The organism is Paenibacillus sp. Negev47 (genome assembly GCF_058313655.1).
Genome location: NZ_CM177754.1, coordinates 6,341,589 through 6,367,991, shown reverse-complemented (window position 1 = coordinate 6,367,991; position 26,403 = coordinate 6,341,589). Strand labels below are relative to the sequence as shown.

Below are 26,403 nucleotides of genomic sequence, written 5' to 3'. Positions count from 1 at the left end.
TGGAATGGTGGAACTGTAAAATATCCGCAGGATGAGGCGTGATCCCTGTTTTCTTTGCATGGGGAAGGTTTACGTAGCCAAGGGTTATGGGACATAATAGAGGGAGCGTCGGCCTTGAGCAGACGGATGATCAACATCAATGGGACAACCAGGGGAAGGATGAAAGCAAGCATGATGAACCAACTTAATGTGTATTTTAACCATGACGGCGGTGTGGATGACCTCGTATCGCTGTTCATGCTTCTGCAAATGGACAATGTACATGTAACCGGCGTATCGGTTATTCCGGCAGACGGATATCTTGAGCCAGCAACAGATGCCAGCCGTAAAATCATCGATCGTTTCAGTACATATTCCGTAGAGGTATCCAAATCCAACTCCAGAGGGAAAAATCCATTTCCTGCGGCTTGGAGACTGCATTCCTTCTATGTAGATGCACTTCCTGTACTGAACGAGTCGGGCAAAATGGAAGCACCACTCTCTGCCGTTCCAGCTCATCAGCATCTGATCGAGAAAGTACGCAATACCGAAGGCAAAACGCTGCTTCTGTTCACAGGACCACTGACGGACCTTGCGCGTGCACTCGACGAAGCACCAGACATTGAAGAGAAAATCGATAAGCTGGTCTGGATGGGTGGCACATTTGAGCGCGGTAACGTAGAAGAGCCCGAGCATGACGGCACAGCTGAATGGAACGTATTCTGGGACCCGGAAGCGGCTTATCGTGTGTGGCAGAGTGGTATCCAGATTGATCTGGTTGCACTGGAAAGTACGAACAAAGTACCACTGACTCCAGCCGTCCGTAACCGCTGGGCAGCAGAACGCCGCTTCGAAGGCGTTGATTTCCTGGGGAACTGTTACGCAGGTTGTCCGCCACTGGTGTACAGCGAGACGAATTCCACATACTATCTGTGGGATGTGCTGACAACGGCTTCCGTTGGACGCGAGGACATCGTGAAGAAGAAAACCGTAAACTGTATTGTCATCCCGGATGGTCCTAGCCAGGGCCGCACGGTGGAGCAAGCAGACGGACGTCCAGTACAACTGGTGTATGATACCGATCCGGAAGCGTTCTTTACGTACATGACGGATTTGGGTAAAAAAGCTGCTCCGCAGCGCTATTAATTCAAGCAGCCTCAGGGCGTGCCATCATTAAAGGTACAAAAAATAAAGCCGCAGACAGTGGTCTGGATATGGGGTTGAACCCATAATCCCGTCCTGCCATGCGGCTTTTTTGTTGTGGGCTGATCTATCGAGGCAGTATAACTACATCGTTCCGCCGCCCTGGCGAATGGAGGCAGGAATCTTTTCTGGCCCCTGATTAATATATTTATGGATAAAAGTACCCACTTTGGCATCGTCGAATTGGTCAAGCTTCATCGTTTTGGTCCATGCCGTCACCACGATTTCACTGCCTTCGGGAATATCCTTGTTGGGTACAGCCAGAATACCTGCTCCTGCTTCGCGGAATTTGGCAAGATACTTCAGACGTTCTTTCAAATCTTCGCTTGCGTTCTCACGATAATAAATGATGATATCCCCATGCTCCAGATTGTGAACAAGGTAATTATAGCCTGGGAAGTCGGTGTAAAATCCAAACTTGATATCATGCGGATTATGCGGTCCCGATGTTGGGATGGTCATCTCATACTGGATCGGTTCCTCTGTATGGTCTGCCCCATAATATTTATCATCAGTCACATCGATGGTCGCGTTGGACGCCAGATCTGCCACATCATACTTTGTCCCTGCACCTTGCATGAAGAAAAGGCCAAACGTAATAATCGACACAGCCATCAATGCATGTGCAACCAGCCGAAGGGAACGACCTTTCTTCTGAATGTCGGCCCGTTCTTTCTTTTTCATGTGACTCAGGATTTTGCCCTGTGTGAGTGATGCCCAGATATAGGCGGCGATGGAGAACAGCAACACGATTGCACCTACGATGAGCCACAGATAGGATGTTCCTGCCTCGTTCTCCATTTGCATATGATTCATATGAGTCATGTCCATAGAGAGTTCCTCTTCTTTCTTTGTGAAATGAGATCATTACACTACGTAATGTAGTGTGACTGGCAATAGTGAACCCTCTCATTACGTAACAGGAGTTGCTAGTCGTGTTTATTACGTAAATAAGAACATACCTGTTGCACTACACATTATAGTGTATGATACATACCCAACGCAATGCTGCCTTAGAAAATCAAAAGAGACCTTCCCCACGTGAGCAGGGAAGGTCTCAATATAAATCTAAAGAGATAACAGCGATCGGAAGGTTGTTCTGTCATCGGAGTAACAAGTGTAAATAAGCTTTATTCCGACTGAACTATTTTACAGACGACCAAACGGTGAAAGCATCAGGCCGATCAGTCTAATAACAATCTCACCCAACAATCGATACAGAATAAAGAACACGACCACATTGGCGATCAGGACACTGTACATGCTATCGATGGCTGCTTTGGTGCGATTCAGTGGATATTGGAACAGCACTGAGTTCAGAGCGACAAAGATAATGATATACGAGACAGCGAGCAATGAAATTGCGATGGAATACGAGATGATAATAAACAGATTCGCCAGAACGAGGGATACGACAGCAGGAACAAGCAATGTACCGAACTGGGCAACCAGTGTTTTGGGACGGAATGTTATTTTTTCAATCTTCAGAATAGCGTACATCAGTGCAATAGAGGCAATCAGGATAATGGCGGTGAACAATAGAGGTCGGATAAATCCACCAATGAACAAGCCGTCCATGCCTATGCGACTAAAGGTAATTAAGAAGTATGTAGAAGATAAGACTGCAATCAGCGCCATCGTCAGCCATCCGTTAAGGGAATGTTGCTCACCAACGGTTTTCATCGTCTGATAAGGACGGGCCAATACACTGAGAAAATAGGATAGATACTGTTTACTTACTTCTTTGGCTTGCTGAACTTTCTCATTCTGCACGATATTATTCCACTGATTGGAACTGTTGTCTCCTGTAGAAGCGTGGTCATTGGTGTTTGTTGATTCTGTTGAGTGTTGCTTTTGAGTCGAGACGGATGGTGTGTTGGGCGGAACCGGTGCCTGGGAAGATGTGGCCTGTGTACTGGACCAACGGGTGTATTTCGGTTCGGAAGAAGCAGCAGGTTCCGGATTCGGTACAGGAGTGGGCGAAGAGGTTGTTTGCGTTAGATTAGAGCCGCACCTCTCGCAAAAATGGGCATCTCCATTTTCGTGATTACATACTGGACATTTCATGGTATAAGCCTCCAATTTCTAGAAAATAAAAACATGTAAACATTGTGTCTCATTTTAACGGTTGGTGACGAAGTTTGTCTATGTTTCGCAGGAATTAATACCCCTATAGGGAAAGTTGAAACGAAGACTCGAATCCTGGTATTAAAATGGAGTTTAGAAGTAACAATAGTATAGAACTGACATGCAGGCATATTAATGTAAATTTCACTGTGGTATAAGACGAATTGTTTTCGGCAGTTAATGTCTCATCGTTCGCTTTTATGTGTTATTATCATGTTAACTATATCTTTTGGGTTGCCTATGATCGTATATTTATGTATAATCAATCGTGTTAACACGTCGAATGTACGGTAGTAAGAGATGTGGGTGAGTTCATGGAACTACTGGACAGCAATGAGAGCAAGAAGAAGATGTGCCAGTATTATAACGAAATTTCGAAGGAACTGTTCGGATTTGGCACCACTCTCCTGAGAGTGACCATTGACCAGAATATTGTTACCTTCTACGCGAAGCACCGACGTTCACCGCGCTCTGACGCCCTGGAAGGGGAGGCCCCCGGCTTAAAGCTGGAAGTGGACTTCCGCATGTCTGTCTTATATAAGAAGAAATTCCGGGAGAAGCTCGAGCAACACATGGGTTTGCCAATTGAAGCTATATTGCGGGATTATGATGCGTCCACTCAGTGGGCGATCACGAATGTGATTCTGGAACAGGCCTAGGATGGATCGGCAGGATTGATTCTTGTTGATGCTTACGGGGGTTGTTGACCGGATTCATGATCAGGTTCCGTACAATTTCATATGATGGCGTCTGTCTTTGGATTGATTCTGAAGCAGAAACCGATGATGTACCGGCAGCGGGTGTCGCTTTCCTTTGTTTACGAAGAAAAGTGTTCTTGTTTATACAAGAGCGCTTTTCTTTTTGTTTTTTCATACACATCACACATATCAGGGGGAATAAGGATCATGATGAAAAAGTGGATTAGCGGTTTGGCAGCAGTGGCAATGACATCGGTATTACTTGCAGGTTGTGGTAGCAGCACAGAGGATGCAACAGGCGGATCAGGCAGTGGGGGAACAGCGGCTAACAAATTGGTTATCTCCACTTGGGGCTTCTCGGAAGATTTCTTCAATGAATCGGTATTTGGTCCCTTTGAAAAAGAACATAATGTAGACATCGTGCTCGAAGTCGGCAATAACGCTGAGCGTTTGAACAAAATCCGCCAAGGTACATCGAATGTCGATGTCATCTACCTGTCTGACTACTATGCGCAACAAGGTATCGATGAAGGTCTGTTTGAGAAAATCGACCGCTCCAAAATTCCAAATGTAAATGACATTTATGATATTGCCAAAGCACCACTTGGTGAAGATTATGGCCCGGCCTACACGGTTGGACAGCTCGGAATCGCTTATAACCCGGACCTCGTTTCCAAAGAAGTGACTTCATGGAGTGACTTGTGGGACCCGGCGTTCGAGGGTAACCTGACCATCCCGAATATTACGGCAACGGCAGGCCCAATGGTTGTGGATGCAGCTTCCCGTGTAGCCGGAAACGAGACGTTTAATGAAGATGCGGCATTTGCTGAACTGAAAAAATTAAGCGGCAATGTGGTGAAATTCTACAGCCAAACGTCCGAATTCGTGAACATGTTCTCCCAAGAAGAGATTGCAGGCGGACCGATCATGGAAATGTATTTCAAAGATCTGAAAGCAGCCGTGCCTAATGCAAAGTTTGTTACACCTAGCGAAGGTGCATATGCCGTGATGAACACAATCAATGTCGTGAAGGGTAGCAAAAACAAAGAGCTTGCTGAAGAGTTCATCAATTGGCAGCTCAGCCAGGATGTACAAGCGAAATCTGCTAAAGCCAAAGTCGATTCCCCGGTAAACACGAAGGTTGAACTGACTGCTGAAGAAGCAGAAGGCGTAACATACGGTGCTGAAGTGGTTGAGAAGCTGAACAAGCTTGATATGGAATTCGTGAATCAACAAGTTAAAGGCTGGACAGATCGCTGGAACCGTGAGATTGCACAATAAAACACGTAATCGACTGAATAGTTATCTTTGGTCAACATGTTGAACTTATATCATTTGCAGCAAGCAACCATAACACCGTATAGGAGTTGAGAACGGATGAGTGAAGCGCAGAATCGCATCATTCTGGACGTGGACACGGGGATTGACGATGCACTGGCAATTTTGCTGGCCGTCAAAAGCCGGAAGTTGGATATTCTCGGTATCACCACAGTCTGTGGGAACGTATCACTCCAGCAGGCAACAGAGAATACATGCAAAATTCTTGAACTCGCAGGTGCACCAGCCATTCCGGTGATTGCCGGAGCATCTGGCCCCCTCACTCGCAAGTCGCATTATGAACACCGGGTACATGGACAGGATGGATTGGGCGGTGCGCTGCCTGATCCGGCGGTGTCCAAGCAAGCTGAGGAAGGTTTTGCGCCTGACTTTATCGTGGAACAAGCCAAGCGATATCCAGGCGAACTCACATTGATCATGACCGCACCCTTAACGAATCTGGCACTCGCGCTGATGAAGTGTCCTGAACTGCCTTCTTTATTGAAGGAAGTCATCTTCATGGGTGGTGTTGTTCGCGGACATGGCAATATTACACCGACAGCCGAGTACAACACCTACGCTGATCCGGAAGCGGCTCGTATCGTATTGCACGCAGGTATCGAGAAGCTTACTCAAGTCGGACTGGATGTGACGCGTCAAACATTGCTGAATGAAGCAACGATTGAGCGTCTCACAGATCCTGTACTTCGTGCGTACGTCGCTCAAAGCACCGAGATTTATATCAACCGTTATGAACAAATGAACGGCGTTCGCGCTTGCGCGTTGCATGATCCACTAGCTGTGGGTGTAGCCCTTGCCCCAGAACTGGTAGGACGCAAATCGTATTACGTCGATGTCGAAACCGCCAGCCGCCTGTGCGATGGCCAGATGGTATGTGATTTCCAAAACCGTTTGGGCGAGCAACCCAACACCCTCGTCTGCGAAACCGTAGACGCAGAAAGCTTCCTTGAACTGTTTGTCAACGCGTTAAACGCGTAGCTACTCTGCCCAATAAGATATTTATACGATTGCGGAGAGTGCAGAACCGATCTGGAGAAGCGAAGCGTTCCCCTTTATCCCCCGATTTTCACCTATGAAAATGAATCAAAAAAATCGGGAGATAACAGGGATCGAAGGACGGTACTGCAGTCGGAGTACTCAAGTATCAATCTCGAATTAAATTTACAAGTCAGGAGTATCGCGATGAAGAAATCAGTAATCTACTGGCTATTGCTGCCGGGGTTCGTGTTTTTGGCGGCATTTATGATCATTCCGATTGTCCTGACGATCGGGTCGACGTTTTTCCAAGAAAACTCCTTCACGTTTGAAGGATATATGCATTTTTTCAGAGACCCATACTTTTTGAAAATATTGCTTACGACGCTGCAAGTCAGCGTGGTCACCACCATCGTCTGTGTGGTGCTCGGATTCCCGACAGCTTATTATATCTCGCAGAAAGCACCGCGCCGCAAAGGCATTTTGCTGGCACTGGCGATCTTCCCGCTGCTGACGAGCCCGGTCGTGCGCTCGTTTAGCTGGATGATTATCCTTGGACGCAAAGGGCTGATCAATAACACCCTTGTTGGTCTGGGCATCGTGGACAAGCCGCTGGATATTCTGTACACACCGGTAGCGATGATGATCGGTCTGACGCACCTGTTCCTGCCACTGATGATTATCTCTTTGGTCGGTGTGCTTGAGAACATTGACGGTGACCTGCTCAAAGCAGCACAAAGTCTGGGTGCATCGCGCATTACGGCATTCCGCCGGGTCGTGTTCCCACTGGCTGTGCCAGGACTTGTGATTGGAGCCGTGCTTGTCTTTGTCGGAAGCCTGACGGCGTATACCACACCTGCCCTCCTTGGAGGAAAACAGCGTGTAATTGCTACGTTCCTGTATCAGAACGCCATGACCCTCAACGACTGGTATCTGGCCTCGGTTGTTGCCGCGATTATGATTGTGATTACATTTGTCGTGGTCGGTGTCATGAACAAAATGGCCAAAACTTTAAATCCGAAGGGGTAGACATATGCGGGAGAAACATATCGGGCTGGGCCTGTTCAGTCTGCTGGTCTTTATCTTTCTGCTGGGCCCGCTTCTGATCATATCGGTCACTTCGTTTGAACCGGGAACGGTACTCAAATTTCCGCCGGAAGGGTTCTCCTTCCGCTGGTATGAGAATATTTTCAACACAGGCGGATTCCTCCGCACGTTCCAGACGTCCATCCTCATTTCCCTGCTGGGGAACCTGTTGGCACTGGTGCTCGGCGTACCGGCTGCGTATGCACTCAGTCGTTATGATTTTAAAGGCAAGTCTGTGCTGAACGCACTGTTCCTGTCCCCGGTACTGATCCCGGGAATCGTGCTCGGTTTTACATTGATGAAATACCTGATCGTAATCTACCATCTGCCGATGTATCTTGGACTATTGATCGGTCATACGATTATCATGCTTCCATTTATCATTCGGGTTATTGCGTCGAGTCTGTCGAGCTTTGACTTTGCAGTGGAAGAAGCTGCGCTGAGTCTCGGCGCGGGACGCGTAAGAACGTTCTTCACGATCGTGCTACCTAACATTCGTTCCGGTATTCTGGCGGCGGTGCTGATTGCCTTCCTGGAGTCCTTCAACAACGTGGATATCTCGGTGTTCATGACCGGACCAGGGGTAAGCACATTACCGATTCAGATGCTGACGTATGTCGAGAATTATTTTGACCCAACGATTGCAGCGATTTCCGTGCTGTTGATGGTGCTGACTGGACTCTTAATGTTCGTGATCGAACGGATCATGGGCGGATTTTCATACTTTACTAAACGTTAATTGGAGGCGCAGAACGCTATGGCATTGCTGACATTAGACCACGTATCCGTGGCATACGATAAGCAGACAATCCTGAAAGATTTTCAGTTGGATCTGGAAAAAGGTAAGCTGCTCTCCCTGCTCGGACCGAGCGGTTGCGGCAAAACAACTACGCTGCGCCTCATCGCCGGATTCCTGGAAGCATCGCAGGGCAAGTTTATGTTCGGCGGCAAGGATTATACGAAGGTTCCGGCGAACAAGCGGAACTTCGGATTTGTATTTCAGAGTTATGCGTTATTCCCGCATCTGTCTGTCTATGACAACGTGGCCTTTGGCCTGCGGATGCGCAAGGTGAAAGACAAGGATATCTCTTCCCGTGTGATGCGAATCCTTGAAGTCGTTAACTTGAATGGATTTGAGAAACGTTTTCCACAAGAACTGTCCGGTGGACAGCGTCAACGTGTGGCGATTGCCCGGGCATTGGTGATTGAGCCTGACTTGCTCTTGTTCGACGAACCACTCAGTAATCTGGATGCTAACCTGCGACTCAACATGCGGGTGGAGATTCGCCGGATTCAGCAAGAGCTGGGCATTACAACGCTGTATGTCTCTCATGACCAGGAAGAGTGCTTCTCCATCTCGGATCAGGTCGCGATTATGAACAAAGGTGTAGTCGAGCAGCTCGACCGCCCGGAAACTATTTTCAAATATCCCGCAACGGAATTTGTAGCACGATTCATCGGGTTCCATAATTTCATTGAATTCGCAGAGCGTAGTGATGCTGGTGAAGTGATTACCCTGAGCGCAGGTGGACGTACGTTTACAGCAACAGCACATCCCGGAACAGCACGTCCCGGTGCACGCAAAGGTGCGATTCGCCCGGATGATCTGATGGTTAGTGGTGATACTTCTGCGGATGTGGTGAACGCCTTGCCGGGGATTATCAAAGTCAGCACGTATCTGGGACGCAGTTATCAGTATGTAATCGAGACGGAACTGGGTGACTTTACAGCAAATCAGGAGATGGAAACACCGTACCTTAGTGGGCAGCGTGTCAGCTTGATTTTCCCACAGGACAAGCTTGTACTGGTAGAGTAGTCGTGAATGTAGGGAGTAGCTTTAAGAAATAAGAGCAGCAAAGAAGGTGTTTCATGCGATGATTCCGGACGAGGCAGTGGTACGCAATCAAGTGCAGTGCATCAGATTAAAGTGCAGTTTCATTGTCCAGTCCGGATCGCGGTGAAATGCTTGTGAAAGAAGGAGATTATGCCCCATGCGTGCAGATCAACTCATTGTGAATGTACATGTGTATAACAGTTATTATAAACGGTTTGAAATGAACAACGTTGCTGTACTCGACGGCAGATTCATGTATGTTGGACCCGGCGGACCGGAGATGATTCAGGCAGATGAAGTCATTGATGCGCGGGGAAGATACATGATTCCTGGCTTGATCGATATTCATCTGCATATCGAAAGTACGATGGTGACACCGGAAACCTTTTCCCATGGTCTGATTGGCTGCGGGGTAACGTCCATTGTAGCGGAACCGCATGAGATGGCGAATGTGTTCGGGCTGGAAGGGGTGCAGGAGATGATGGCTGCGAGTCGGGAGACGACGGTGGACATGTTCTATGCGATCCCAAGTTCCGTTCCGGCAACCCCGATGGAGACAACAGGCGGTTCGATTGAGATCGAAGACATGGACGTGCTGCTCGCAACTGGCGAGATCATCTGTCTGGGTGAGATCATGAACTATGTGGATGTGATCCGTGATCCGGATTGCAAGACGAACCAGATTTTACAGCATATCCGCGAAAACTATCCCGATCTGGTGATCGAAGGTCATACACCGAAACTGCTTGGACTCGATCTGCATCGACTGATCTACGCAGGTATTGATTCCGACCATACCCATCAGAGCATTGAGGGATTGAAGGCGCGGATTGCGGCAGGCATGTTTATTGAAATCCAAGAGAAATCAATGACCCCGGAAGTCATGGAGTACCTGATTCAACATGATGTGGCGCAGCATTTCTGCTTCGTGACGGATGATGTGATGCCAGATTCACTGGTGGAGCGTGGTCATCTGGATCATATCGTACGCAAGGCAATTCAGATGGGGATGCGCCCGGAAGATGCGATCTACGCAGCAACATTTACCCCTGCACTCCGTATGAAAATGACCGACCGTGGCAGCATCGCGCCAGGCAAAGTGGCGGATTACGTGTTACTGTCCAACCTGGGGAAACTGTCGATTGATCAGGTGTATAAAAAAGGCCGCAAAGCTTATGACGACTACGAACCGTATAAGCAGGAACGGAGCACAGGACAGTTCCCACCACACTTCTATAAGAGCGTACAGTTGGAGAAGCTGGGCGTAGCAGATTTTGCAATTCAGTTGTCAGACCCAAAAGTCAGTGGATCAGATGTTGATCTAGCTGGTGAAGGGGAGTACCAATGCCGTGTCATGATGGTGAAGGATGGTTCTACTTTTGTAGAAGAGCATATTGCACCAATTCAGTCTTCGGATGGCGAATTGCAGTGGGAAGACAGCGGATATGCCCAGATCGCGACCTTTGAACGTTATGGCGTGAACGGCAATCGAGCACATGGCCTGATTGGTGGAGACACCATCAAGCGTGGTGCTATTGCAACGACATACTCACACGACAATCACAACCTGCTGGTGGTAGGACATAACCGTGAAGATATGATAATGGCAGCTAACACAGTGATTTCGAGCCAGGGTGGATTCTGTGTAGTGGAAGACGGTAAGGTACTGTCCCATCTGGAACTTCCCGTAGGTGGCATTTTGACGGAAGAACCGCTTGCAGTGGTGTCCCATCAAGTGAAAGAATTACGCGCCGCCATGTTATCACTTGGCTATGTGCATTACAACCCGATCATGTCGATCAGTACTCACTCCCTTGCGGTAAGTCCCGCGCTGAAGATTACGGACCATGGCCTGATTGATGTGAATGCAGGTAAGGTTGTACCGTTGATTGTAGAATAGAGTTTATTAAAAAAAGAGCGTCACCCCATTTCATGACCATGAGTTGTGAAATGGGGTGTTTTTTATGTATATGAATGACTGTTTAATGCTTCTTTGCAAGACAGAGGTCTTTGGCTATGGTTTAACCTAGAGAGGGCTGCAAGAAATCCTCTTTTGGACGGGACAAAAGAATACATATATAGTAAGAAGAGAATGTTTGGACGCAAAAGCAGGAGGATAGACAACCATTATGAATGAAAAAAATAATGCTAAAACCATATTTTTCGATGTAGATGATACCTTATACGATCACCTGCAGCCGCTTCGTGGCGCGTTGGAGGACGTTCTCGGATTGGCTGATGATTTCGATTATGCTGAGGCCTATCATCGTTTTCGTTATTATAGTGACTGGCTGTCTGCTCAAGAAGATCTATCCGCTGTGCCAGAACCGGATGCGGTGGAGCGAATGCGCCGTCGGAGGTTTGAGCTGACGATGGAGGAGTTTGGAATATCCCTCCAATCAGGACAAGCTGAAGAGCTACAAGCGCAGTATTTGAGCAGACAATTTGAGATTGTACCTTTTGAAGGAGCATATGAGCTAATCAGAAGGCTTCAGGCAGAAGGCCATACTGTCGGTCTAATCACCAATGGAGAAGGGGAGCATCAGCGGCGTAAGCTTGAAGCACTGGATGTGCTTAGTCTCGTGGACGAGCACCTGATCTTCATCTCCGGTACGACTGGGTATGCCAAGCCGGATCGCAGGTTGTTTGAATATGTGAGTAAGCAGACCGGGACAGAAGCTCGTTCCAGCTATTACATTGGAGACTCGTGGCGTAATGATGTGGTAGGTGCAGTGGATGCGGGGTGGTCAGTTATCTGGTTCAACCATCGGGAGGCATTGCCGGAGTCCGATCATCAGCCCCATTTTGTAGCACGGAGCTATGAAGAAATCAGTCGTATTCTGACTTTTGAGCTCGTTCAGCAATAAAAATGATATAGGTGTGTTTATGCAGTCCTTTCATCTCACGTAGATGAAGGGCTGTTTTTGTGTTAAAAGCACTGTGATAATGTTCGCTGTACGTCAGCGCGATTGAAGGTATAAATACAACGTATGATCTGATTTGATGAGCACTACGTGATCTCAATGGATCAGTCCTGTGGTCTAGGTTGGATTCCCATTTTGTAATGTTACAGAATGAAGTTCAGCTTCATGGAATCTTCATTTACAAGACAGGGCAAAAGCCTTCCCAAACCGTATATGCGGTGTTATAATTAAAACAGGATTTAGATTAAGTCTAAATCAAAAGAAGCGAATTAAAGCAGTCCATCCTAAATTTCAAAACCATTTTTATATTCGAGAGGGGATAAATTCCATGAGCACAATTCAAACTAGAAACAACACTTTTGCTAACAACGCCACAGCACTTCAAGAGGTTCTGAACCGTCAGATCGCAGGTTGGTCCGTAATGTACACGAAACTGCATCACTTCCACTGGTATGTTCAAGGACCTCATTTCTTCACACTGCACGCCAAATTCGAAGAACTGTACAACCTCGCTACAGCGAATATGGATGAAGTTGCTGAACGCTTGCTTGCTATTGGTGGACGTCCGGTAGCAACCATGACTGAACAACTGCGTCTGTCTCCGATTGAAGAGGCGCAAGGCCAGTTGTCTGCTGAGCGTATGGTAGAGTCGGTGGTTACTGATCTGCGTACGATGGTGGAAGTGATTCGTCAAGGCATTCACGAAGCAGGAGAAGCGGAAGATAACGCAACGGAAGATATGCTGATTGGATTCACCGCTGCGCTGGATAAAGAGGTCTGGATGTTAAACGCATTTCTGGGCAAATAAACAAAGTCACCCTACATCCTGACAACGATATGTAGAGTCCGTGAACAAAGTGTCCGTTCGCTTACAAATCCGGTGTGCTTGCCGTATAATGATGGCATCCAAGAAGTACAGAATGGTGGAGTGAACAATGCGGTCAGACCTGGAACAATTGCAGGAAGAAGCTGAACGGTTTATATATACATGTTACGAAGAGCTGGGCTATTCGCGTGAAGACGCGCAGGCCCGGCTTGCTGTCGTTATGAGCGAGATTCAGGAAACAGATACTTATGTACACACCACAGAGGAATTGGAGCAGGGTTGTAAAATGGCATGGCGGAACAGCAACCGCTGCATCGGACGGCTGTTCTGGGACAAGCTGCGGATCGTGGACGCACGTCATGCCGATACAGCAGGAACGGCAGCGGATGCTGTGCTGAACCACATCTCTGTAGCTTCTAACGGAGGTAAAGTCATTCCGATGATCACCATCCTTCCACCGGATGGGCCGAGTGGAGCTCCCGTACGGCTCTGGAATCATCAGCTCATCCGTTATGCAGGATATGAGACAGAGCAAGGCATTATTGGAGATCCTGCTTCCGTGGAGCTGACCAAGGCTGCCATGTCCCTTGGCTGGCAAGGAGCAGGTGGCTCCTATGATGTATTACCACTCATTATTCAGGCAAGAGGACAAGAACCCGAGTGGTACGCTGTTCCCGAGGAAGAGATTGTGGAAGTAACTATTGAACACCCCGAGCGAGCGGAGATTGCCGAGCTGGGCATGCGCTGGTACGGTGTGCCGATGATTGCTGATATGCGACTGGAGATTGGCGGTTTATCTTACCCGGCAGCGCCGTTTAACGGTTGGTATATGGGAACAGAGATCGGCGCCCGTAATCTGGCTGATACGTTCCGGTATAACAAACTACCTGCGGTGGCGGCAGCGCTTGGACTCAATACGTCGAGTGAAACGACGCTGTGGAAGGATCGGGCGTTGGTGGAACTGAATGTGGCTGTGCTGTATTCGTTCAAAAAAGCAGGTGTGAGCATGGTGGATCACCACACGGCAGCAGCGCAATTTGCCATGTTCGAACAGCGAGAAGAGAAGGCTGGACGTGAGCTGACCGGGGATTGGGTGTGGCTAATTCCGCCAGTGTCCCCGGCGACGACACATATTTTCCACAGCTCCTATCGTAATGAGATCGTGAAGCCGAACTTTTTCCGTCAAGATCAGGCGTATACCCTGAAAGATGGCGTGGCATCTGCCGCAGAGCCGCGAAGCAGCGAGCAGCAGAATGCACAAGTGGAGAATCACCAGCCTCAGGCCGGGGATGCATCAATGAAATGCCCGTTTGCACACTGAGTTGTGCAGGCGGGTTATTTTTTGCGATTATTTTTTCCAAAGAAGGACTACCCCTCTTTCAATCGATACCGACTGCGCATCGCGGCTTGAACTACAATGGCAGCAGCAATCAGCACCAGATTGAACACAAACACGGAGTACAGCGACCCAATCTCCATCAGTAGTGCTGCCACCAATGGAGACACAATGGAGCCGATCTCGGCCGCAGAGACGATTTTGCCTATGACAGAACTTCGACTCTCGTCCGGGATGTGATCACCAATATGAGCAAAGAATGAATCCATGTAACAGGCCCCTCCGACCCCGCCAATCAGCATACCAACGTAGACCCACAGATAGGAGGACGTGCTTAGAAATACAACGACTTCAATTCCAATCAGGAACATGCCAAGCATGCAGAGCAACAGGCGATCGCCCATCCGGTCAGAGAGATAACCAACAAAGGGAGCAGCGGCAAGCGTAGAGATCCCGGAGACGGTGAAGGCGAGACTGGTTGCAAAGGGGTTCCAGTGCATGATGTGAGCTGCATACAGTGCGAAATAGGTGAGGAATACCGCATAGGCACTCATCTCCAGAAAATGCACCGTACCGTAGCCAATTAGCTGTTGCCGCCGGGTAAGCCTTGTAGTTGGGCCAGAAGATGTTGTTGAAGGGAAAGGAGGGACAGTCGTTACAGTATGGGGGTGGGAGTCACTAGTGGTGGAATCTACAACAACTTCATCCGTGGAGAGTGGCGAATGTGTTGATTTGTCCAGAGGTTCTTGTGTCACAGTAGCCGAAGGATCCTCTATTAGATGATCACTTAACGTATCCCCAGATCCATGATTGGCTTTAGCCTGTGTCGTCGTCTTCATCCCCATCGCAGCGACCACGGCCATTAGACAACATAAGGTAACGAGCAAAAAAGGCACCGATAAGGGCCAGTGCAATGCAAGCCAGCCACTAATGACTGGGCCAAGTACCATACCGCCACCCTCACTGCTGCTGATATAGCCATTGTACAGTCCGCGGTTGTCTACACTGCCCCCATCCCCGATGATGGAACGCACGACCACGGTAAGGCCGGTGGAAGCAAGCCCCTGCAGCAGTCGGAGCAGGCCGAATAACACCGCAGCAGTAGACAGCGCGAAACCACCCATACAGACAGCGAGCAGTAACAGCATGAGGATGAGAGCTTTTTTACCACCTAGTTTCTTATACATTGCCGCTGCAGGAATGCCACCAATCACTTTCCCCACATAAAAAAGTGCAAAAATAACCCCCATCATCCAGCCGGACAGGCCGAATTCCTCAATAAACAAAGGAAACAGGGGCAGGATCATGAAACCGCCCATCTGACTAAGGAAACAAATCGTCATCAGCAAAGGCAGGTTACGACGAATATCCAAAAGCCAAGACTCCTCTCACCATAAAATGGAATCCCAAATGTGCTGCATTTTCCCAAAGAAATGCGTAGATATCGACATATACCCGTAATGTATGCAGGATTTCTGAAAATAAGAAGAAATGACACGTGGCGTTTACATCAAAACCATTGCGGATATACCTGAATCATATATAATAGATGGGTTATCAATAAGGATACATGAACGAAAGTGTACAGACTTAAGATGTACCTCAAGTATAAGGGGGCGATGTGAAGCATGTCAGAACAACAACCGATTATCCGCTTTGAAGGGGTGACCCAGCAATACGATCAGGATGAAGCCGTATTGAAGGCGGTCAGCTTTGAGATTGAGCGGGGTAAATTTTATACGCTTCTTGGCCCGTCAGGGTGCGGGAAAACAACCATATTGCGGCTGATTGCCGGCTTTGCGGAGCCGACACAGGGCAGTATTTATTTTAACGGTGCGCTCATCAACCGAGTGCCTGCCCACCAGCGGCAGGTGAATACTGTATTTCAGGATTATGCGTTATTTCCACATTTGAATGTATTTGAGAACGTGGCTTTTGGTTTGCGGATCAAAAAGATGAAAACGGTTGAAATTCGCAGCAAAGTGTTGGAAGCCCTCAAATTCGTCAATCTTTCCGGTTATGAAAACCGTGAAATTGGCGAAATGTCCGGCGGACAACGACAACGTGTTGCGATTGCACGTGCGATTGTGAACGAACCTGAAATTCTTCTACTGGACGAGCCTTTGTCAGCACTCGATCTGAAGCTGCGGACCGAAATGCAGTATGAGCTTCGGGAGCTGCAACAACGACTGGGCATCACGTTCATTTTTGTCACACATGATCAGGAAGAGGCGTTGGCGATGTCGGACGAGATCTTTGTCCTCAATGGCGGCGTGATTCAACAGAGCGGTACACCGAATGATATCTATGATGAGCCGATTAACCGCTTTGTGGCGGACTTTATCGGGGAATCGAACATTGTATCAGGCAAAATGAAGCAGGACTTTGTGGTGGAATTCGCTGGTGCACAGCACGAGTGTGTCGATCAGGGTCTCCAACCGGACGAGCCGGTAGAGATTGTTATTCGCCCAGAGGATCTGGAAATTACAATTGAAGACCAGGGCAAGCTCAAGGTCAATGTGGATTCCCAGTTATTCCGCGGGGTGCATTACGAGATATCCACGTACGACGATGCGGGCAATGAATGGCTTGTTCATTCAACCAAGAAAGCCGTTGTAGGCGCGCGGATTGGACTGTATTTTGACCCGGAAGCGGTACACGTCATGCGCTTTAACGAGACCGAGGAAGAGTTCGACAAACGTCTCGAAGCCTATCAAGAGGCCGCTCATGCAGACTAAGGCCAGCACACGCAATGCGTATCTGATTCCATATGTATTATGGATGGTGTTGTTCGTTGTGGCGCCGGTTCTGCTGGTCATCTATTATTCGTTCTTCGACGTCGAAGGCAACTTCACGTTTGGCAACTACGCCCGGTTCTTCACACCTGTGTACTTGCAGATGACGCTCAGTTCGTTCTGGTATGCATTTCTGATTACGGCCTTCTCGCTGTTAATTTCCTACCCGACGGCGTATATGCTGACCCGGACGAAGCACAAGCAGCTATGGTTGCTGCTGATCATTCTGCCAAGCTGGATCAATCTTTTGTTAAAAGCGTATGCCTTCATCGGGCTGTTCGGAACGTACGGCTTGACCAACTCTCTGCTTGAAGTAGTGGGTATTGGCACACAGCAGATCTTGTTCACCGACTTCAGCTTTATCTTTGTCTCGGTGTACATCTTCATTCCATTCATGATCCTGCCGATCTTCAATGCGCTGGAAGAGATGAATCCATCATTGATCTACGCGGCGCGGGATCTGGGGGCCTCATCGTGGCTGACATTTCGCCGGGTTATCTTTCCGCTGACGATTAGCGGTGTGAAATCAGGCTGTCAGGCTGTATTTATTCCTGCGCTGTCTCTGTTCATGATTACCCGCCTCATTGCGGGGAACCGTGTAATTACGCTGGGAACAGCGATTGAACAGCATTTTCTCGTCACCCAGGACTGGGGGATGGGCTCAACGATTGCCGTCTTTTTAATTATTGCGATGGCGATTATTATGTTCCTGACTGGATCAGGCAAGAAGGAGGTGCGTAATGGGAAGAAACGGAAAGCTGTCTAACGTCTATCTAGCCGTTGTATTCGCCATACTGTACGCACCGATTGCGTATCTGATCTTCTATTCCTTCAATAGTGGCGGCCATATGCGCAGCTTCGAAGGATTCACGCTCGAATGGTACAGAGAGGTGTTCGCCGATACTCGGCTGCTCATCATTGTGCTGAATACATTTATCATTGCGCTGCTGTCATCGGCCATCTCAACAATCCTTGGTGTAGCAGGAGCACTGGCGATCTACCATGTGCGACGCAAACGGACCAAAAATACGTTGCTGTCACTCAATAACGTGCTCATCGTTAGTCCCGATGTGATCATTGGTGCATCGTTCCTGATTCTATTCACCATGATTGGCATCAAACTGGGCTTCACTTCGGTGTTGCTGTCTCATATTGCGTTCAGTGTGCCGATTGTTGTCATAATGGTACTGCCGAAGCTACAGGAGATGAGTCCGACACTGATGGATGCGGCACGGGATCTGGGCGCTGGTTCATGGCAGATTCTGACGCGTGTAGTGCTGCCATACGTGAAACCGGGTATTTTTGCCGGATTCTTCATGGCACTGACATACTCACTTGATGATTTTGCAGTAACATTCTTCGTCACGGGTAATGGGTATTCAACACTCTCTGTAGAGATATACTCCAGAGCAAGGCAGGGCGTATCCTTGTCCATCAATGCGCTGTCTACCCTGTTGTTCCTGTTGACGGTGTTGCTGGTCGTTGGATATTACTTCATTAACCGCCGTGCAACGCGGATTCCACCTGGAGGGAAGGGGCTGCGTCCATGAAGCAACTGGTACGGACATTTGCAATTGTATTCGTGGCCGCCTTTGCCCTGATGATCCTGGCTTCGTATCTGAACAAGAGTCAGGGGTATTCTGGCGGTAACACGCTGACCATCTATAACTGGGGCGATTATATCGACCCGGATCTGCTTAAGGAGTTTGAGGACGAGACGGGCATTAAAGTGATCTATCAGACGTTTGACTCCAATGAAGCGATGCTGACCAAGATTGAGCAGGGGGGAACCACGTTTGATGTGGCGATTCCTTCCGAATATGCGATTAGCAAAATGAAAGAAGAAGACCTGCTCGTTCCACTCGAACATAGCAAATTGACCCATCTGGACAACATCGATCCTCGGTTCATGGACTTGTCCTTTGATGAAGGCAACAAGTACTCCATCCCTTATTTCTGGGGAACGGTGGGGGTGGTGTACAATCCCGAACTGGTGGGTGGATTAACGTTTGATAGCTGGAACGACCTGTGGGACCCACGTCTGAAAAACCAGATCCTGCTCCTTGACGGTGCACGTGAAGTCATTGGTATGGGTCTCAACAGTCTCGGGTATTCCCTGAACGATACCAACGAAGATCATCTGCAAGAAGCTCTGAAGAAGCTGTCTACACTGACACCGAACGTCAGAGCAATTGTTGGTGACGAGATCAAGATGTTGCTCGCGAATGAGGAAGCAGCCGTTGGGCTCGTATGGTCCGGGGATGCGTCCGAGATTATGGATGAAAACGACAAGCTGGATTACATGGTGCCGGAAGAAGGTTCGAACCTCTGGTTCGATAACATGGTTATTCCGAAAACGGCGACTAATATTGAAGGGGCACACCAGTTTATCAACTTCATGCTGGACCCGGATCATGCCGCTCGCAATGCGGAGTATGTCGGGTATTCCACCCCGAACGCCGAGGCACTTAAGCAGCTGCCAGAGGACATCTCCGAGGATGAACGCTTCTATCCGGACGAGACACTGACAGGTAAGCTTGAGGTTTACGATAATCTGGGTAAAAAAATGCTCTCGCATTATAACGACCTGTTCCTGGAGTTTAAAATGCACAGCAAATAAGAGGTTCGAGTGAGAGGCGCAGGATGAACGTGCGTTTCATACATGTCGGGCCTGCTAACGAATCTACCCTGCTTTATAAGGTTGATCATCACCTGTGACAGTTCGTTAGATCTGAGAAATCAAAAAGGGGTGCTGCTCGTCATTTCAACTGAATGACGAGCAGCACCCCTATTTTTTACCTGCTTCAGAGCAATAGCGCTTGAAGTGCCATATAAGATGAACATTTAAGATCACACGTTAACGGAGGGGACAGAAAAAACTGAAGAAGCGAAGCGCTCGCCTTTATCCCCGGATTTTCCCATTCTAGATGGAATTCAAAAAAATCCGGGGATAACAGCGATCAGAAGTTGTTCTGTCACCGGAGTGGCTCAGTTGATCCCACCTATTCATCTTATATAATTGCCACTACATGCGCTTTTTGCGACCCACCATGATCCACGCCCCACCCATAATCAACACAATGGCCGCGAACGGTTGGATAAAGCTCAAGTTGTTCAGCATCGTGCCAATTGACATCACGGCGAAGAACAGCAGTGATATAACCGTTAGAATGTTGATGGGGATCAGCAACCATTTGTTCCGACCACCAAACCAATACAATTCGAACAAACCAACAGCTACAGCCAGAATGAAGCCCGGCCACATCGTACTCCAGTTGTTAAACAGCATGGCGATCTGACACACGATACCAACGGTGAGCAGCAACCCACCAGGAACCAGCAGTCCAACCCCTCTGCCAATCATGGAGAAGTAGAGCCAGTGGAAGAACAGCCCGAGTGGAATCAGGAATAACGTTGGCCAGAAGGTCGCGAAGATCGTACCCGGACCGAGTGAACCTCCCTGGTTCAGAATCAGGTACACGCCCAGCAAAATGAGAACAGGCGCAAGGATCGTACGTTTAGCCATAATATCTCTCCTTCTCAATACAAGATCAATTTTCCGAACAGTTGTATGTAGAGCAATTACTTTCGTTATTCACAGCATACCATGAACTGGAAAAGTCTATCCTCCGTCTTTGGAGTTAAAGTGAACCTAGACCAAAGTCTAGGTAGGTATGTTTGGAGAAACTATACTCCTTAGATGAGGGTGTAGTTGAACATCTAAAAACCCACTCTGTTGAAGAGTGGGTTCTGTCATTCTTTTTATCAAAAGCGAAGCTCGTTATTTCACGACATCTGAATGTTTCTTGCCCCAGCTGTTCACACCGTCATCCTCAATAATAGAGATGGCTGCATCGGCGATGTCGGGGTTCGTCATCAGTTTCTCCTGAATACGGAACTTGATGTCATCCGCATCAGCCAGGCTGAGTCCTTTGGTCAGTTCAATCAGACCCTCCACATGATAATAACGGCCTTCCTGAATGATACGCATCATCTGAATATCGGCAACGTGCGTGTCTGCCAGAATGGTCTGGGACACTTTGTCCTCAATATCCTGCGGAGCCGCTACACCAATCAATCCGATCATATTATCATAACCGACACGGAAGGCTACAGCGATCATCAAGCATCCAATAATCGTCGTTACAATACCATCAAGCAATGCAAAATTGGTTAAGGCAATGACCACGACGGAGATCAGCGCTAACAGGGCACCAAGGACAGCCACAACATCTTCGTAAAATACGAGACGGGTTGGCGGTGCAGCACGGCCTACGTTTTTGATGGCAGCGGGGACCAAGGCAAATCCGGCGGCTTTGGGTGCGCGTGCTTCTTTGAGGATTTCCTTCATAGCTTTGATCAGAATGGCCCCGTCGATCAGAATGTTCAAGACGAGCACACCGATGTTAATCCAGAGGCCCCCGGAATGACCAGCAGGATGCTGGAGAAGGTGTATACCTTCATGGATGGTTTCATAGGCCATAATCGTCACGACAATAACGGCGATCATACAGAAAATGTTGATGACCCGTCCGAATCCGGTCGGGAAGCGGCGTGTAGGTTTTTTCTCGGACAACACACTTCCGACAAAGACAAACCCTTGATTAATGGCATCAGCGAGTGAGTGCATCGCCGAAGCGAACATGGCACCACTGCCACTGAATAGGAAAGCCCCTCCTTTGCATACGGCAAGTACGGCATTCCCTGCCATCGCTACGGCGGAGGATGTATTCCCCTTTTTGACGAGAGACAGAAAGCTCTCAGACTTCGGTTGTTCAGCCACTTCGTTTGTCCCTCCCAGATCAATGTATTAGGTGTAGAAAAGGCAATCTTATCTATACAGCATGTGCATTTCCACTAAATGTTATTATAACCGCTTTGACATATCCCAGCATTATGAAAAAAAGGTCATATCATCATGTGTATCTCAGTACTCAATGGCCTCCATGGCACGTAAGTTCCGAACGCTCGAATGCGTCAAGCTGCTCCTCCGTCACGCCTTCAAACTCGCGATATGCGTTGAACAGCTCCCGGCTTTCCTCATCGTGTACCTTTTCCTCAAAGCAATTCATCCAATTCATCCATCAATTCATATATACGCTGTTCTGGCATCCAATCCCCCTCCGTATGAGCTATTGAGATAATATGCTGAGTGATATGCGAGCAAACTGTGCCTAATTTCACCTCATATTATAGTTATAATCCAGAAAAGCACACAAGAAACTACAGTCTTGTCTTACAGGCTCCGATGGTCTCATCATTCAAAGGCGGTTGTTGCATAACCAGCACAGCTAGTTACATCCACAGCTCCATCTACCAACTTCATGGAAGTTGCTCCTAACAACAAATAAAGCGTGAGCAACAGGGGCAATCCCTGTAACCCACGCTAATTATTTATCTACTATATAAGAGTACTAAACTTTTATATATCCTCTTTAATCAAACTTCCAGCAGGACAGACTAAGGTTGCCATACTGATACGCTTTGAACAGGAGTGATGCCCGTTTGTTCCGATGCCCTGCATGGTAATGGGACGGTAATCGGACTTCATGTATATAAGGAGAATTCATTGAGAACACCACCTGTTGAGGAATAAGTTGATGATATCGTTTCTTGATTAAGTTCACTAATATGAAATAAATATTCTTATTGGTGAACAACATTTATCATGGTTTCATTGTAGGGTCAATACTTTCTTTGTATGATGAAAATATGTTATGTATAAGAAACCTTGAAAGCAGTTAATAGAAGATTCGCTGAAGATGAATTATATTCTATTCCCGAGGACGTGATCAGGATGTTAAAGAGTATCGTGCCTATTCTGAGGATATTTGATGAAAACAAGGCCAGAGAATTTTACCTTGAATACCTGGGATTCCAATTGGATTGGGAACATCGATTTGAGCAAGATATGCCCTTATATATGCAGATTTCGCTCGATTCTATCGTGATTCATCTGTCCGAACATCATGGAGATTGTACACCTGGAGCCGCCTTACGTGTGGAGACGGATAACCTGGATGCATTACATGGTGCGCTTCATCAGAAAGAGTACAAACATGCGCGGCCCGGTATAGAGGAGACGCCTTGGAATTCAAGGGAGCTGACCGTAACGGATCCATTCGGCAATCGGATTATCTTTGTTGAGGCACGCGCCGAATAAATGGAGGTTTATGTCATCAATCAATAGAAGGGGAGGGACGCGATATGGATATTGGCTTGGCTATTCGTACGATCCGCCGGAGCAACGGATGAACGTGGTGCGTAAGAACGAGCGCAAGGAAACGACGGCGGGAAGCGGACAGATCAAAGTACAGCAGCTCACAGCCAAAGGCGCGATGCGTATGTCCATCGTGGAGTTACCTCCAGGTGTTTCGACAGGGGTTAGCAAACATGCAGGAGAGGAGAGCCATCTGGTCTTGCAGGGTAAGATTCGTGCGGAGCAATGCGAAGATGTGGAAATTCTCGAAGCGGGTGATTCGTTCACCTGGAATGCGATAGTCCCCCATGAAGTGACCAATATCGGTGAGGAGCCTGCGGTGGTGATCATTGCGGTGTCCAAGGAATTGGGTCTGGATCATCTATGGAATACATAAAAAGGAGGGAGCATATGCCCCCTCCCACCTTTATCTATCTCATGCGGTCTATTGCGGATTGGTCGTCCAGATGCCTGCGGCTTTGACGAACACACGGTCGGACAGCTTGAGCGTTGCCAGTGCAAGTTCAGCCACATCTTCTGCTTGCATCATGCGATCTTCGTCCCCGATTTTCAGTCCTGCATTGGTCGCGAGCTCCGTATTCACTGTACTTGGTGTCAGCGCCGTTACACGAATGTTGGACTTGCGCACTTCCTGCATCAGAGATTCGGTCATGCCGAGTAGCGCAAACTTGGATGCGCAGTATGCCGAACCTGTAGCGAACCCGCGCTCACCTGCAGTGGAAGCAATATTGATAATGCTACCGCTACTTTCCTTGATCATGCTTGGAAGCACAGCACGCGTGACGTAATATGTACCCATAACGTTAACATGCAAGATGCGTTCCCACTCTTCTGGGTCCATATCCAGCAATGTGCCGAAGCTTGCGATGCCTGCATTATTGATCAGGATATCCACCGCGCCGAGTTCCATCTCGATGGCTGCTACAGCGGCTTCCGCCTGTGTACGATCCGATATATCTGCTACAGCACTGGTTACTTTCACGCCGTATTCTTGACTAAGAGATTGTTGAAGAGCCTGAAGATCGGCAGCGGTACGTGCAATAAGTCCAAGGTGCACACCTTCTTTGGCAAGTGCCTCAGCAATCGCACGGCCGATACCTTTACCAGCACCTGTGATGATCGCTGTTTTATTTTTAAGTTCCATGTGGGTAATTCCTCCTTAGAATTGGACTGGCATCTGATTATACTATATTACCCACAGTTCGGAAAATTGCTTCATCACTATTTGGTAATCTCGATGCTCCCGGAAGAGGTACGAGCTTTGATTAATTCCCGGCTCACCATCGGGGATTCAGGTACATCTACACTTCCGGAAGTAGCCTTAGCGTCATAGATTCCGTCAAAATCAGGTGCAGCTTGAATGAAAATATCACCTGATGTTCCGGATGCATTAATCGGGGCAGAATGGGACTGCTCAATATGGATGCTTCCCGAAGTGAATTGAACATCGGCTGCGCCGTTTAATTCAGTGATCTCGATATCACCTGATTTAATCTCACTGTTTACATGACCTATTACCTGATCAGCCGTGAGGCTTCCCGATGTCTGTTTCACGGTCATGTCTCCATCAATCATGGAAGCGGTAATGTCACCTGAAGTTAGAGCCAACTCAATATGGGGTACCTTGATGTTTTCCAGACGAATGGAACCTGAGGTGTTATTTAGCTCAAGCTGATTGGCACTCAGACCTGTCAGATCCCAGTCGCTTGAAGAAGAATCCAGATTAACCTCATTTAATTGGTGTCCTTCGGGCAGGGCTACAGTTATTGTGGAATCTCGATCATTCCAATACAGGGTGAAAAACTGCAATCGTTCACGTTCTGTCTGAGACAGTTGGAATGTGCCGTTGGATAAGGTGGCTTGTTCGAAGCTTCTAACTACGGCAGGGTCCCATTTGCCATCCACTTCGATATAACCGTTCGAATCCGGGCTTACGACAAATTCAATATCCGCACTGAAATTAGCATTAATAGCAATGTTCTGCAATTCATCCTCTTTGAAATCCCATCGTTTGGAGTAATTCTCCCGCTCATCTCCGAACTGAACTCCATAGATGGATGTTCCGAGCAAACCGATTCCAATACATATCACGGCCAAAGCAAGCCATTTTTTGGTACTCATGCGGAAACATCTCCTTTCATCATGTTTTTATTCCATCTAATGTATTGAAGAGTGACGATTTTGAAGGCTTTAAAAACGTACTTGGATGCGATGGCAAAACAAATGCCGACACCGAAAGCGCCAATCGCAACGAAGATCTCTGCTTTATCGAGTTGGCTCAGGAATACGAAATCCACAACCGCTGCCACAGGAGCCAATACCAGCAAGGACAGGCTGGCAATGACAAGCCATACTGACCACATCACGAGACCAAGTGGGATCCCTAGAATCAGATTAAGAAACAACAGGCCGACGGCTGTAAAAAAGTTGCGAGTGGCTCTGGTGCTGTTTCTGGGTGAACGCATTTCTTGATACGTTGGTGCATAGAACGCATCTGAACCCGGTGTATGGATGTCATACCGATCACCGAGTGCTTCCTTGGCGATCTCTTCCGGCTGTCCGAGTTCCCGGGCGATCTCCTCTTCCAGTCGGCCTTCTCTTAATCCGAGCTCGAAATGTTGATCATAGTCGGCGAGCAACTCAGCCCGTTCGAATGGGTCCATCGGCCGTAGATGAACTTCCATGGCTTTCATAAATTGTTGTCTATTCATTAGGGGTTCCTTCCTCAATCAGATTTGCGACATTGCGCACAAATTCATTCCATTCTGTCGTCAGTGCCGTCATGTAGTCTCGACCTGTATCGGACAGTCGGTAATACTTGCGCGGCGGTCCTTCAGTTGATTCTTGCAGATAGGTGGTGCAGTACCCGTCATTTACAAGCCGTCTAAGCAAGGGATACAGTGCACCTTCAGCAACTTCAATATGTTTGGAGACCGCCTGAGCCAGTTCGTAGCCATACCGATCCTGGCGGTTAATTAATACCAGGACGCACAGCTCCAATACTCCTTTTTTGAACTGGATGTTCACATTCACACAGGTTCCTCCTTAGTAGCTTCATTTAT

General features: G+C 48.1%; 28 protein-coding genes. 17 read left to right on the top strand and 11 right to left on the bottom strand.

All coding sequences use genetic code 11. From position 1 onward, the window contains the following. Positions 1 to 174 precede the first annotated feature (174 nt). On the top strand, positions 175 to 1,125 hold the full coding sequence (locus AC4G47_RS28560) for a nucleoside hydrolase (protein ID WP_491106820.1): 951 nt from the start codon (positions 175 to 177) through the stop codon (positions 1,123 to 1,125). 141 nt (positions 1,126 to 1,266) lie between these two features. On the opposite strand, the gene AC4G47_RS28555 is transcribed toward AC4G47_RS28560, so the two are convergent. Together AC4G47_RS28555 and AC4G47_RS28550 are read right to left on the bottom strand one after the other, a co-directional pair. Continuing rightward, positions 1,267 to 2,013 carry a thioredoxin-like domain-containing protein gene (locus tag AC4G47_RS28555; protein ID WP_491103878.1) on the bottom strand — a complete coding sequence of 249 codons (747 nt, stop codon included), beginning with the start codon at positions 2,011 to 2,013 and terminating at the stop codon, positions 1,267 to 1,269. A 318-nt stretch (positions 2,014 to 2,331) separates the two neighbouring features. Continuing rightward, the gene (locus AC4G47_RS28550; protein WP_491103877.1) at positions 2,332 to 3,249 is read right to left on the bottom strand and encodes a hypothetical protein; all 918 of its coding nucleotides are present in this window, start codon (positions 3,247 to 3,249) and stop codon (positions 2,332 to 2,334) included. A 374-nt stretch (positions 3,250 to 3,623) separates the two neighbouring features. On the opposite strand from AC4G47_RS28550, the gene AC4G47_RS28545 reads away from it, so the two are divergent. The 10 genes from AC4G47_RS28545 (at position 3,624) to AC4G47_RS28500 (ending at position 14,311) form a co-directional block, all read left to right on the top strand. Next, positions 3,624 to 3,968: a Na-translocating system protein MpsC family protein gene (locus tag AC4G47_RS28545; protein ID WP_017691786.1), complete on the top strand. Its 345-nt coding sequence runs from the start codon at positions 3,624 to 3,626 to the stop codon at positions 3,966 to 3,968. Between the two features lie 249 nt (positions 3,969 to 4,217). Beyond that, positions 4,218 to 5,288, top strand: a complete 1,071-nt coding sequence (locus tag AC4G47_RS28540; protein ID WP_491106819.1) for an ABC transporter substrate-binding protein — start codon at positions 4,218 to 4,220, stop codon at positions 5,286 to 5,288. Between the two features lie 96 nt (positions 5,289 to 5,384). Next, positions 5,385 to 6,323 carry a nucleoside hydrolase gene (locus AC4G47_RS28535; RefSeq protein ID WP_458124453.1) on the top strand — a complete coding sequence of 313 codons (939 nt, stop codon included), beginning with the start codon at positions 5,385 to 5,387 and terminating at the stop codon, positions 6,321 to 6,323. A gap of 204 nt (positions 6,324 to 6,527) precedes the next feature. Continuing rightward, positions 6,528 to 7,349, top strand: a complete 822-nt coding sequence (locus tag AC4G47_RS28530; protein WP_491103874.1) for an ABC transporter permease — start codon at positions 6,528 to 6,530, stop codon at positions 7,347 to 7,349. A gap of 4 nt (positions 7,350 to 7,353) precedes the next feature. Continuing rightward, positions 7,354 to 8,145, top strand: a complete 792-nt coding sequence (locus AC4G47_RS28525; protein WP_458124452.1) for an ABC transporter permease — start codon at positions 7,354 to 7,356, stop codon at positions 8,143 to 8,145. A gap of 18 nt (positions 8,146 to 8,163) precedes the next feature. Next, positions 8,164 to 9,222 (top strand): ABC transporter ATP-binding protein, encoded by a 1,059-nt coding sequence (locus tag AC4G47_RS28520; protein WP_458124451.1) that lies wholly within the window; start codon positions 8,164 to 8,166, stop codon positions 9,220 to 9,222. Between the two features lie 175 nt (positions 9,223 to 9,397). Further along, a complete protein-coding gene (locus tag AC4G47_RS28515; protein ID WP_491103872.1) occupies positions 9,398 to 11,140 on the top strand; it encodes an adenine deaminase in 1,743 nt (580 codons plus the stop codon). Between the two features lie 229 nt (positions 11,141 to 11,369). Continuing rightward, positions 11,370 to 12,107, top strand: a complete 738-nt coding sequence (locus AC4G47_RS28510; protein WP_491103870.1) for an HAD family hydrolase — start codon at positions 11,370 to 11,372, stop codon at positions 12,105 to 12,107. 385 nt (positions 12,108 to 12,492) lie between these two features. Further along, positions 12,493 to 12,972: a Dps family protein gene (locus AC4G47_RS28505; protein ID WP_491103869.1), complete on the top strand. Its 480-nt coding sequence runs from the start codon at positions 12,493 to 12,495 to the stop codon at positions 12,970 to 12,972. A 127-nt stretch (positions 12,973 to 13,099) separates the two neighbouring features. After that, positions 13,100 to 14,311: a nitric oxide synthase oxygenase gene (locus AC4G47_RS28500; protein WP_491103868.1), complete on the top strand. Its 1,212-nt coding sequence runs from the start codon at positions 13,100 to 13,102 to the stop codon at positions 14,309 to 14,311. 47 nt (positions 14,312 to 14,358) lie between these two features. Here AC4G47_RS28500 and AC4G47_RS28495 read toward each other — a convergent pair whose 3' ends face one another. Further along, positions 14,359 to 15,699 carry an MFS transporter gene (locus tag AC4G47_RS28495; protein WP_491103867.1) on the bottom strand — a complete coding sequence of 447 codons (1,341 nt, stop codon included), beginning with the start codon at positions 15,697 to 15,699 and terminating at the stop codon, positions 14,359 to 14,361. A 255-nt stretch (positions 15,700 to 15,954) separates the two neighbouring features. Here AC4G47_RS28495 and AC4G47_RS28490 point away from each other — a divergent pair, with 255 nt between their 5' ends. Genes AC4G47_RS28490 through AC4G47_RS28475 form a run of 4 tightly spaced genes read left to right on the top strand, consistent with a single transcriptional unit; the run spans position 15,955 to position 19,741 of the window. Next, positions 15,955 to 17,064: an ABC transporter ATP-binding protein gene (locus tag AC4G47_RS28490; protein WP_491103866.1), complete on the top strand. Its 1,110-nt coding sequence runs from the start codon at positions 15,955 to 15,957 to the stop codon at positions 17,062 to 17,064. Further along, complete coding sequence (locus AC4G47_RS28485) at positions 17,054 to 17,887, top strand: ABC transporter permease (RefSeq protein WP_017691799.1); 834 nt, start codon at positions 17,054 to 17,056, stop codon at positions 17,885 to 17,887. Before AC4G47_RS28490 ends, AC4G47_RS28485 begins: the two co-directional genes overlap by 11 nt. After that, entirely contained in the window at positions 17,862 to 18,671 is an 810-nt protein-coding gene (locus AC4G47_RS28480; RefSeq protein WP_062836831.1) for an ABC transporter permease, read from the top strand. The genes AC4G47_RS28485 and AC4G47_RS28480 overlap by 26 nt, the downstream gene beginning before the upstream one ends. Further along, the gene (locus AC4G47_RS28475; protein WP_458124443.1) at positions 18,668 to 19,741 is read left to right on the top strand and encodes an ABC transporter substrate-binding protein; all 1,074 of its coding nucleotides are present in this window, start codon (positions 18,668 to 18,670) and stop codon (positions 19,739 to 19,741) included. Before AC4G47_RS28480 ends, AC4G47_RS28475 begins: the two co-directional genes overlap by 4 nt. A gap of 405 nt (positions 19,742 to 20,146) precedes the next feature. On the opposite strand, the gene AC4G47_RS28470 is transcribed toward AC4G47_RS28475, so the two are convergent. The 4 genes from AC4G47_RS28470 to AC4G47_RS28455 all read right to left on the bottom strand — a co-directional run bounded on the left by AC4G47_RS28470 (position 20,147) and on the right by AC4G47_RS28455 (position 22,691). Further along, positions 20,147 to 20,647 carry a hypothetical protein gene (locus tag AC4G47_RS28470; protein ID WP_491103865.1) on the bottom strand — a complete coding sequence of 167 codons (501 nt, stop codon included), beginning with the start codon at positions 20,645 to 20,647 and terminating at the stop codon, positions 20,147 to 20,149. A gap of 255 nt (positions 20,648 to 20,902) precedes the next feature. Continuing rightward, a complete protein-coding gene (locus tag AC4G47_RS28465; protein ID WP_491103864.1) occupies positions 20,903 to 21,904 on the bottom strand; it encodes a cation diffusion facilitator family transporter in 1,002 nt (333 codons plus the stop codon). Between the two features lie 151 nt (positions 21,905 to 22,055). Beyond that, positions 22,056 to 22,193, bottom strand: a complete 138-nt coding sequence (locus AC4G47_RS28460; RefSeq protein ID WP_491103862.1) for a hypothetical protein — start codon at positions 22,191 to 22,193, stop codon at positions 22,056 to 22,058. A gap of 363 nt (positions 22,194 to 22,556) precedes the next feature. After that, the gene (locus tag AC4G47_RS28455; RefSeq protein ID WP_491103861.1) at positions 22,557 to 22,691 is read right to left on the bottom strand and encodes a hypothetical protein; all 135 of its coding nucleotides are present in this window, start codon (positions 22,689 to 22,691) and stop codon (positions 22,557 to 22,559) included. A 227-nt stretch (positions 22,692 to 22,918) separates the two neighbouring features. On the opposite strand from AC4G47_RS28455, the gene AC4G47_RS28450 reads away from it, so the two are divergent. After that, the gene (locus AC4G47_RS28450; RefSeq protein ID WP_491103859.1) at positions 22,919 to 23,284 is read left to right on the top strand and encodes a glyoxalase superfamily protein; all 366 of its coding nucleotides are present in this window, start codon (positions 22,919 to 22,921) and stop codon (positions 23,282 to 23,284) included. Between the two features lie 10 nt (positions 23,285 to 23,294). Then, positions 23,295 to 23,717 carry a cupin domain-containing protein gene (locus tag AC4G47_RS28445; protein ID WP_491103858.1) on the top strand — a complete coding sequence of 141 codons (423 nt, stop codon included), beginning with the start codon at positions 23,295 to 23,297 and terminating at the stop codon, positions 23,715 to 23,717. A 48-nt stretch (positions 23,718 to 23,765) separates the two neighbouring features. Here AC4G47_RS28445 and AC4G47_RS28440 read toward each other — a convergent pair whose 3' ends face one another. The 4 genes from AC4G47_RS28440 to AC4G47_RS28425 all read right to left on the bottom strand — a co-directional run bounded on the left by AC4G47_RS28440 (position 23,766) and on the right by AC4G47_RS28425 (position 26,374). Next, positions 23,766 to 24,485 (bottom strand): 3-ketoacyl-ACP reductase, encoded by a 720-nt coding sequence (locus AC4G47_RS28440; RefSeq protein WP_458124437.1) that lies wholly within the window; start codon positions 24,483 to 24,485, stop codon positions 23,766 to 23,768. A gap of 77 nt (positions 24,486 to 24,562) precedes the next feature. Further along, on the bottom strand, positions 24,563 to 25,462 hold the full coding sequence (locus tag AC4G47_RS28435; protein WP_491103857.1) for a DUF4097 family beta strand repeat-containing protein: 900 nt from the start codon (positions 25,460 to 25,462) through the stop codon (positions 24,563 to 24,565). Next, positions 25,459 to 26,052, bottom strand: coding sequence for an HAAS signaling domain-containing protein (locus tag AC4G47_RS28430; RefSeq protein ID WP_491103856.1), 594 nt, complete (start codon positions 26,050 to 26,052; stop codon positions 25,459 to 25,461). The genes AC4G47_RS28435 and AC4G47_RS28430 overlap by 4 nt, the downstream gene beginning before the upstream one ends. Continuing rightward, positions 26,045 to 26,374: a PadR family transcriptional regulator gene (locus AC4G47_RS28425; protein WP_091036026.1), complete on the bottom strand. Its 330-nt coding sequence runs from the start codon at positions 26,372 to 26,374 to the stop codon at positions 26,045 to 26,047. Before AC4G47_RS28425 ends, AC4G47_RS28430 begins: the two co-directional genes overlap by 8 nt. Positions 26,375 to 26,403: the final 29 nt, after the last annotated feature.

Coding starts and splice junctions, on each gene's coding strand:
- AC4G47_RS28560 (WP_491106820.1), top strand. CDS start 175: ATGAACCAACTTAATGTGTATTTTAACCATGACGGCGGTGTGGATGAC.
- AC4G47_RS28555 (WP_491103878.1), bottom strand. CDS start 2,013: ATGGACATGACTCATATGAATCATATGCAAATGGAGAACGAGGCAGGA.
- AC4G47_RS28550 (WP_491103877.1), bottom strand. CDS start 3,249: ATGAAATGTCCAGTATGTAATCACGAAAATGGAGATGCCCATTTTTGC.
- AC4G47_RS28545 (WP_017691786.1), top strand. CDS start 3,624: ATGGAACTACTGGACAGCAATGAGAGCAAGAAGAAGATGTGCCAGTAT.
- AC4G47_RS28540 (WP_491106819.1), top strand. CDS start 4,218: ATGAAAAAGTGGATTAGCGGTTTGGCAGCAGTGGCAATGACATCGGTA.
- AC4G47_RS28535 (WP_458124453.1), top strand. CDS start 5,385: ATGAGTGAAGCGCAGAATCGCATCATTCTGGACGTGGACACGGGGATT.
- AC4G47_RS28530 (WP_491103874.1), top strand. CDS start 6,528: ATGAAGAAATCAGTAATCTACTGGCTATTGCTGCCGGGGTTCGTGTTT.
- AC4G47_RS28525 (WP_458124452.1), top strand. CDS start 7,354: ATGCGGGAGAAACATATCGGGCTGGGCCTGTTCAGTCTGCTGGTCTTT.
- AC4G47_RS28520 (WP_458124451.1), top strand. CDS start 8,164: ATGGCATTGCTGACATTAGACCACGTATCCGTGGCATACGATAAGCAG.
- AC4G47_RS28515 (WP_491103872.1), top strand. CDS start 9,398: ATGCGTGCAGATCAACTCATTGTGAATGTACATGTGTATAACAGTTAT.
- AC4G47_RS28510 (WP_491103870.1), top strand. CDS start 11,370: ATGAATGAAAAAAATAATGCTAAAACCATATTTTTCGATGTAGATGAT.
- AC4G47_RS28505 (WP_491103869.1), top strand. CDS start 12,493: ATGAGCACAATTCAAACTAGAAACAACACTTTTGCTAACAACGCCACA.
- AC4G47_RS28500 (WP_491103868.1), top strand. CDS start 13,100: ATGCGGTCAGACCTGGAACAATTGCAGGAAGAAGCTGAACGGTTTATA.
- AC4G47_RS28490 (WP_491103866.1), top strand. CDS start 15,955: ATGTCAGAACAACAACCGATTATCCGCTTTGAAGGGGTGACCCAGCAA.
- AC4G47_RS28485 (WP_017691799.1), top strand. CDS start 17,054: ATGCAGACTAAGGCCAGCACACGCAATGCGTATCTGATTCCATATGTA.
- AC4G47_RS28480 (WP_062836831.1), top strand. CDS start 17,862: ATGGGAAGAAACGGAAAGCTGTCTAACGTCTATCTAGCCGTTGTATTC.
- AC4G47_RS28475 (WP_458124443.1), top strand. CDS start 18,668: ATGAAGCAACTGGTACGGACATTTGCAATTGTATTCGTGGCCGCCTTT.
- AC4G47_RS28470 (WP_491103865.1), bottom strand. CDS start 20,647: ATGGCTAAACGTACGATCCTTGCGCCTGTTCTCATTTTGCTGGGCGTG.
- AC4G47_RS28460 (WP_491103862.1), bottom strand. CDS start 22,193: ATGAATTGCTTTGAGGAAAAGGTACACGATGAGGAAAGCCGGGAGCTG.
- AC4G47_RS28455 (WP_491103861.1), bottom strand. CDS start 22,691: ATGAATTCTCCTTATATACATGAAGTCCGATTACCGTCCCATTACCAT.
- AC4G47_RS28450 (WP_491103859.1), top strand. CDS start 22,919: ATGTTAAAGAGTATCGTGCCTATTCTGAGGATATTTGATGAAAACAAG.
- AC4G47_RS28445 (WP_491103858.1), top strand. CDS start 23,295: ATGTCATCAATCAATAGAAGGGGAGGGACGCGATATGGATATTGGCTT.
- AC4G47_RS28440 (WP_458124437.1), bottom strand. CDS start 24,485: ATGGAACTTAAAAATAAAACAGCGATCATCACAGGTGCTGGTAAAGGT.
- AC4G47_RS28435 (WP_491103857.1), bottom strand. CDS start 25,462: ATGAGTACCAAAAAATGGCTTGCTTTGGCCGTGATATGTATTGGAATC.
- AC4G47_RS28430 (WP_491103856.1), bottom strand. CDS start 26,052: ATGAATAGACAACAATTTATGAAAGCCATGGAAGTTCATCTACGGCCG.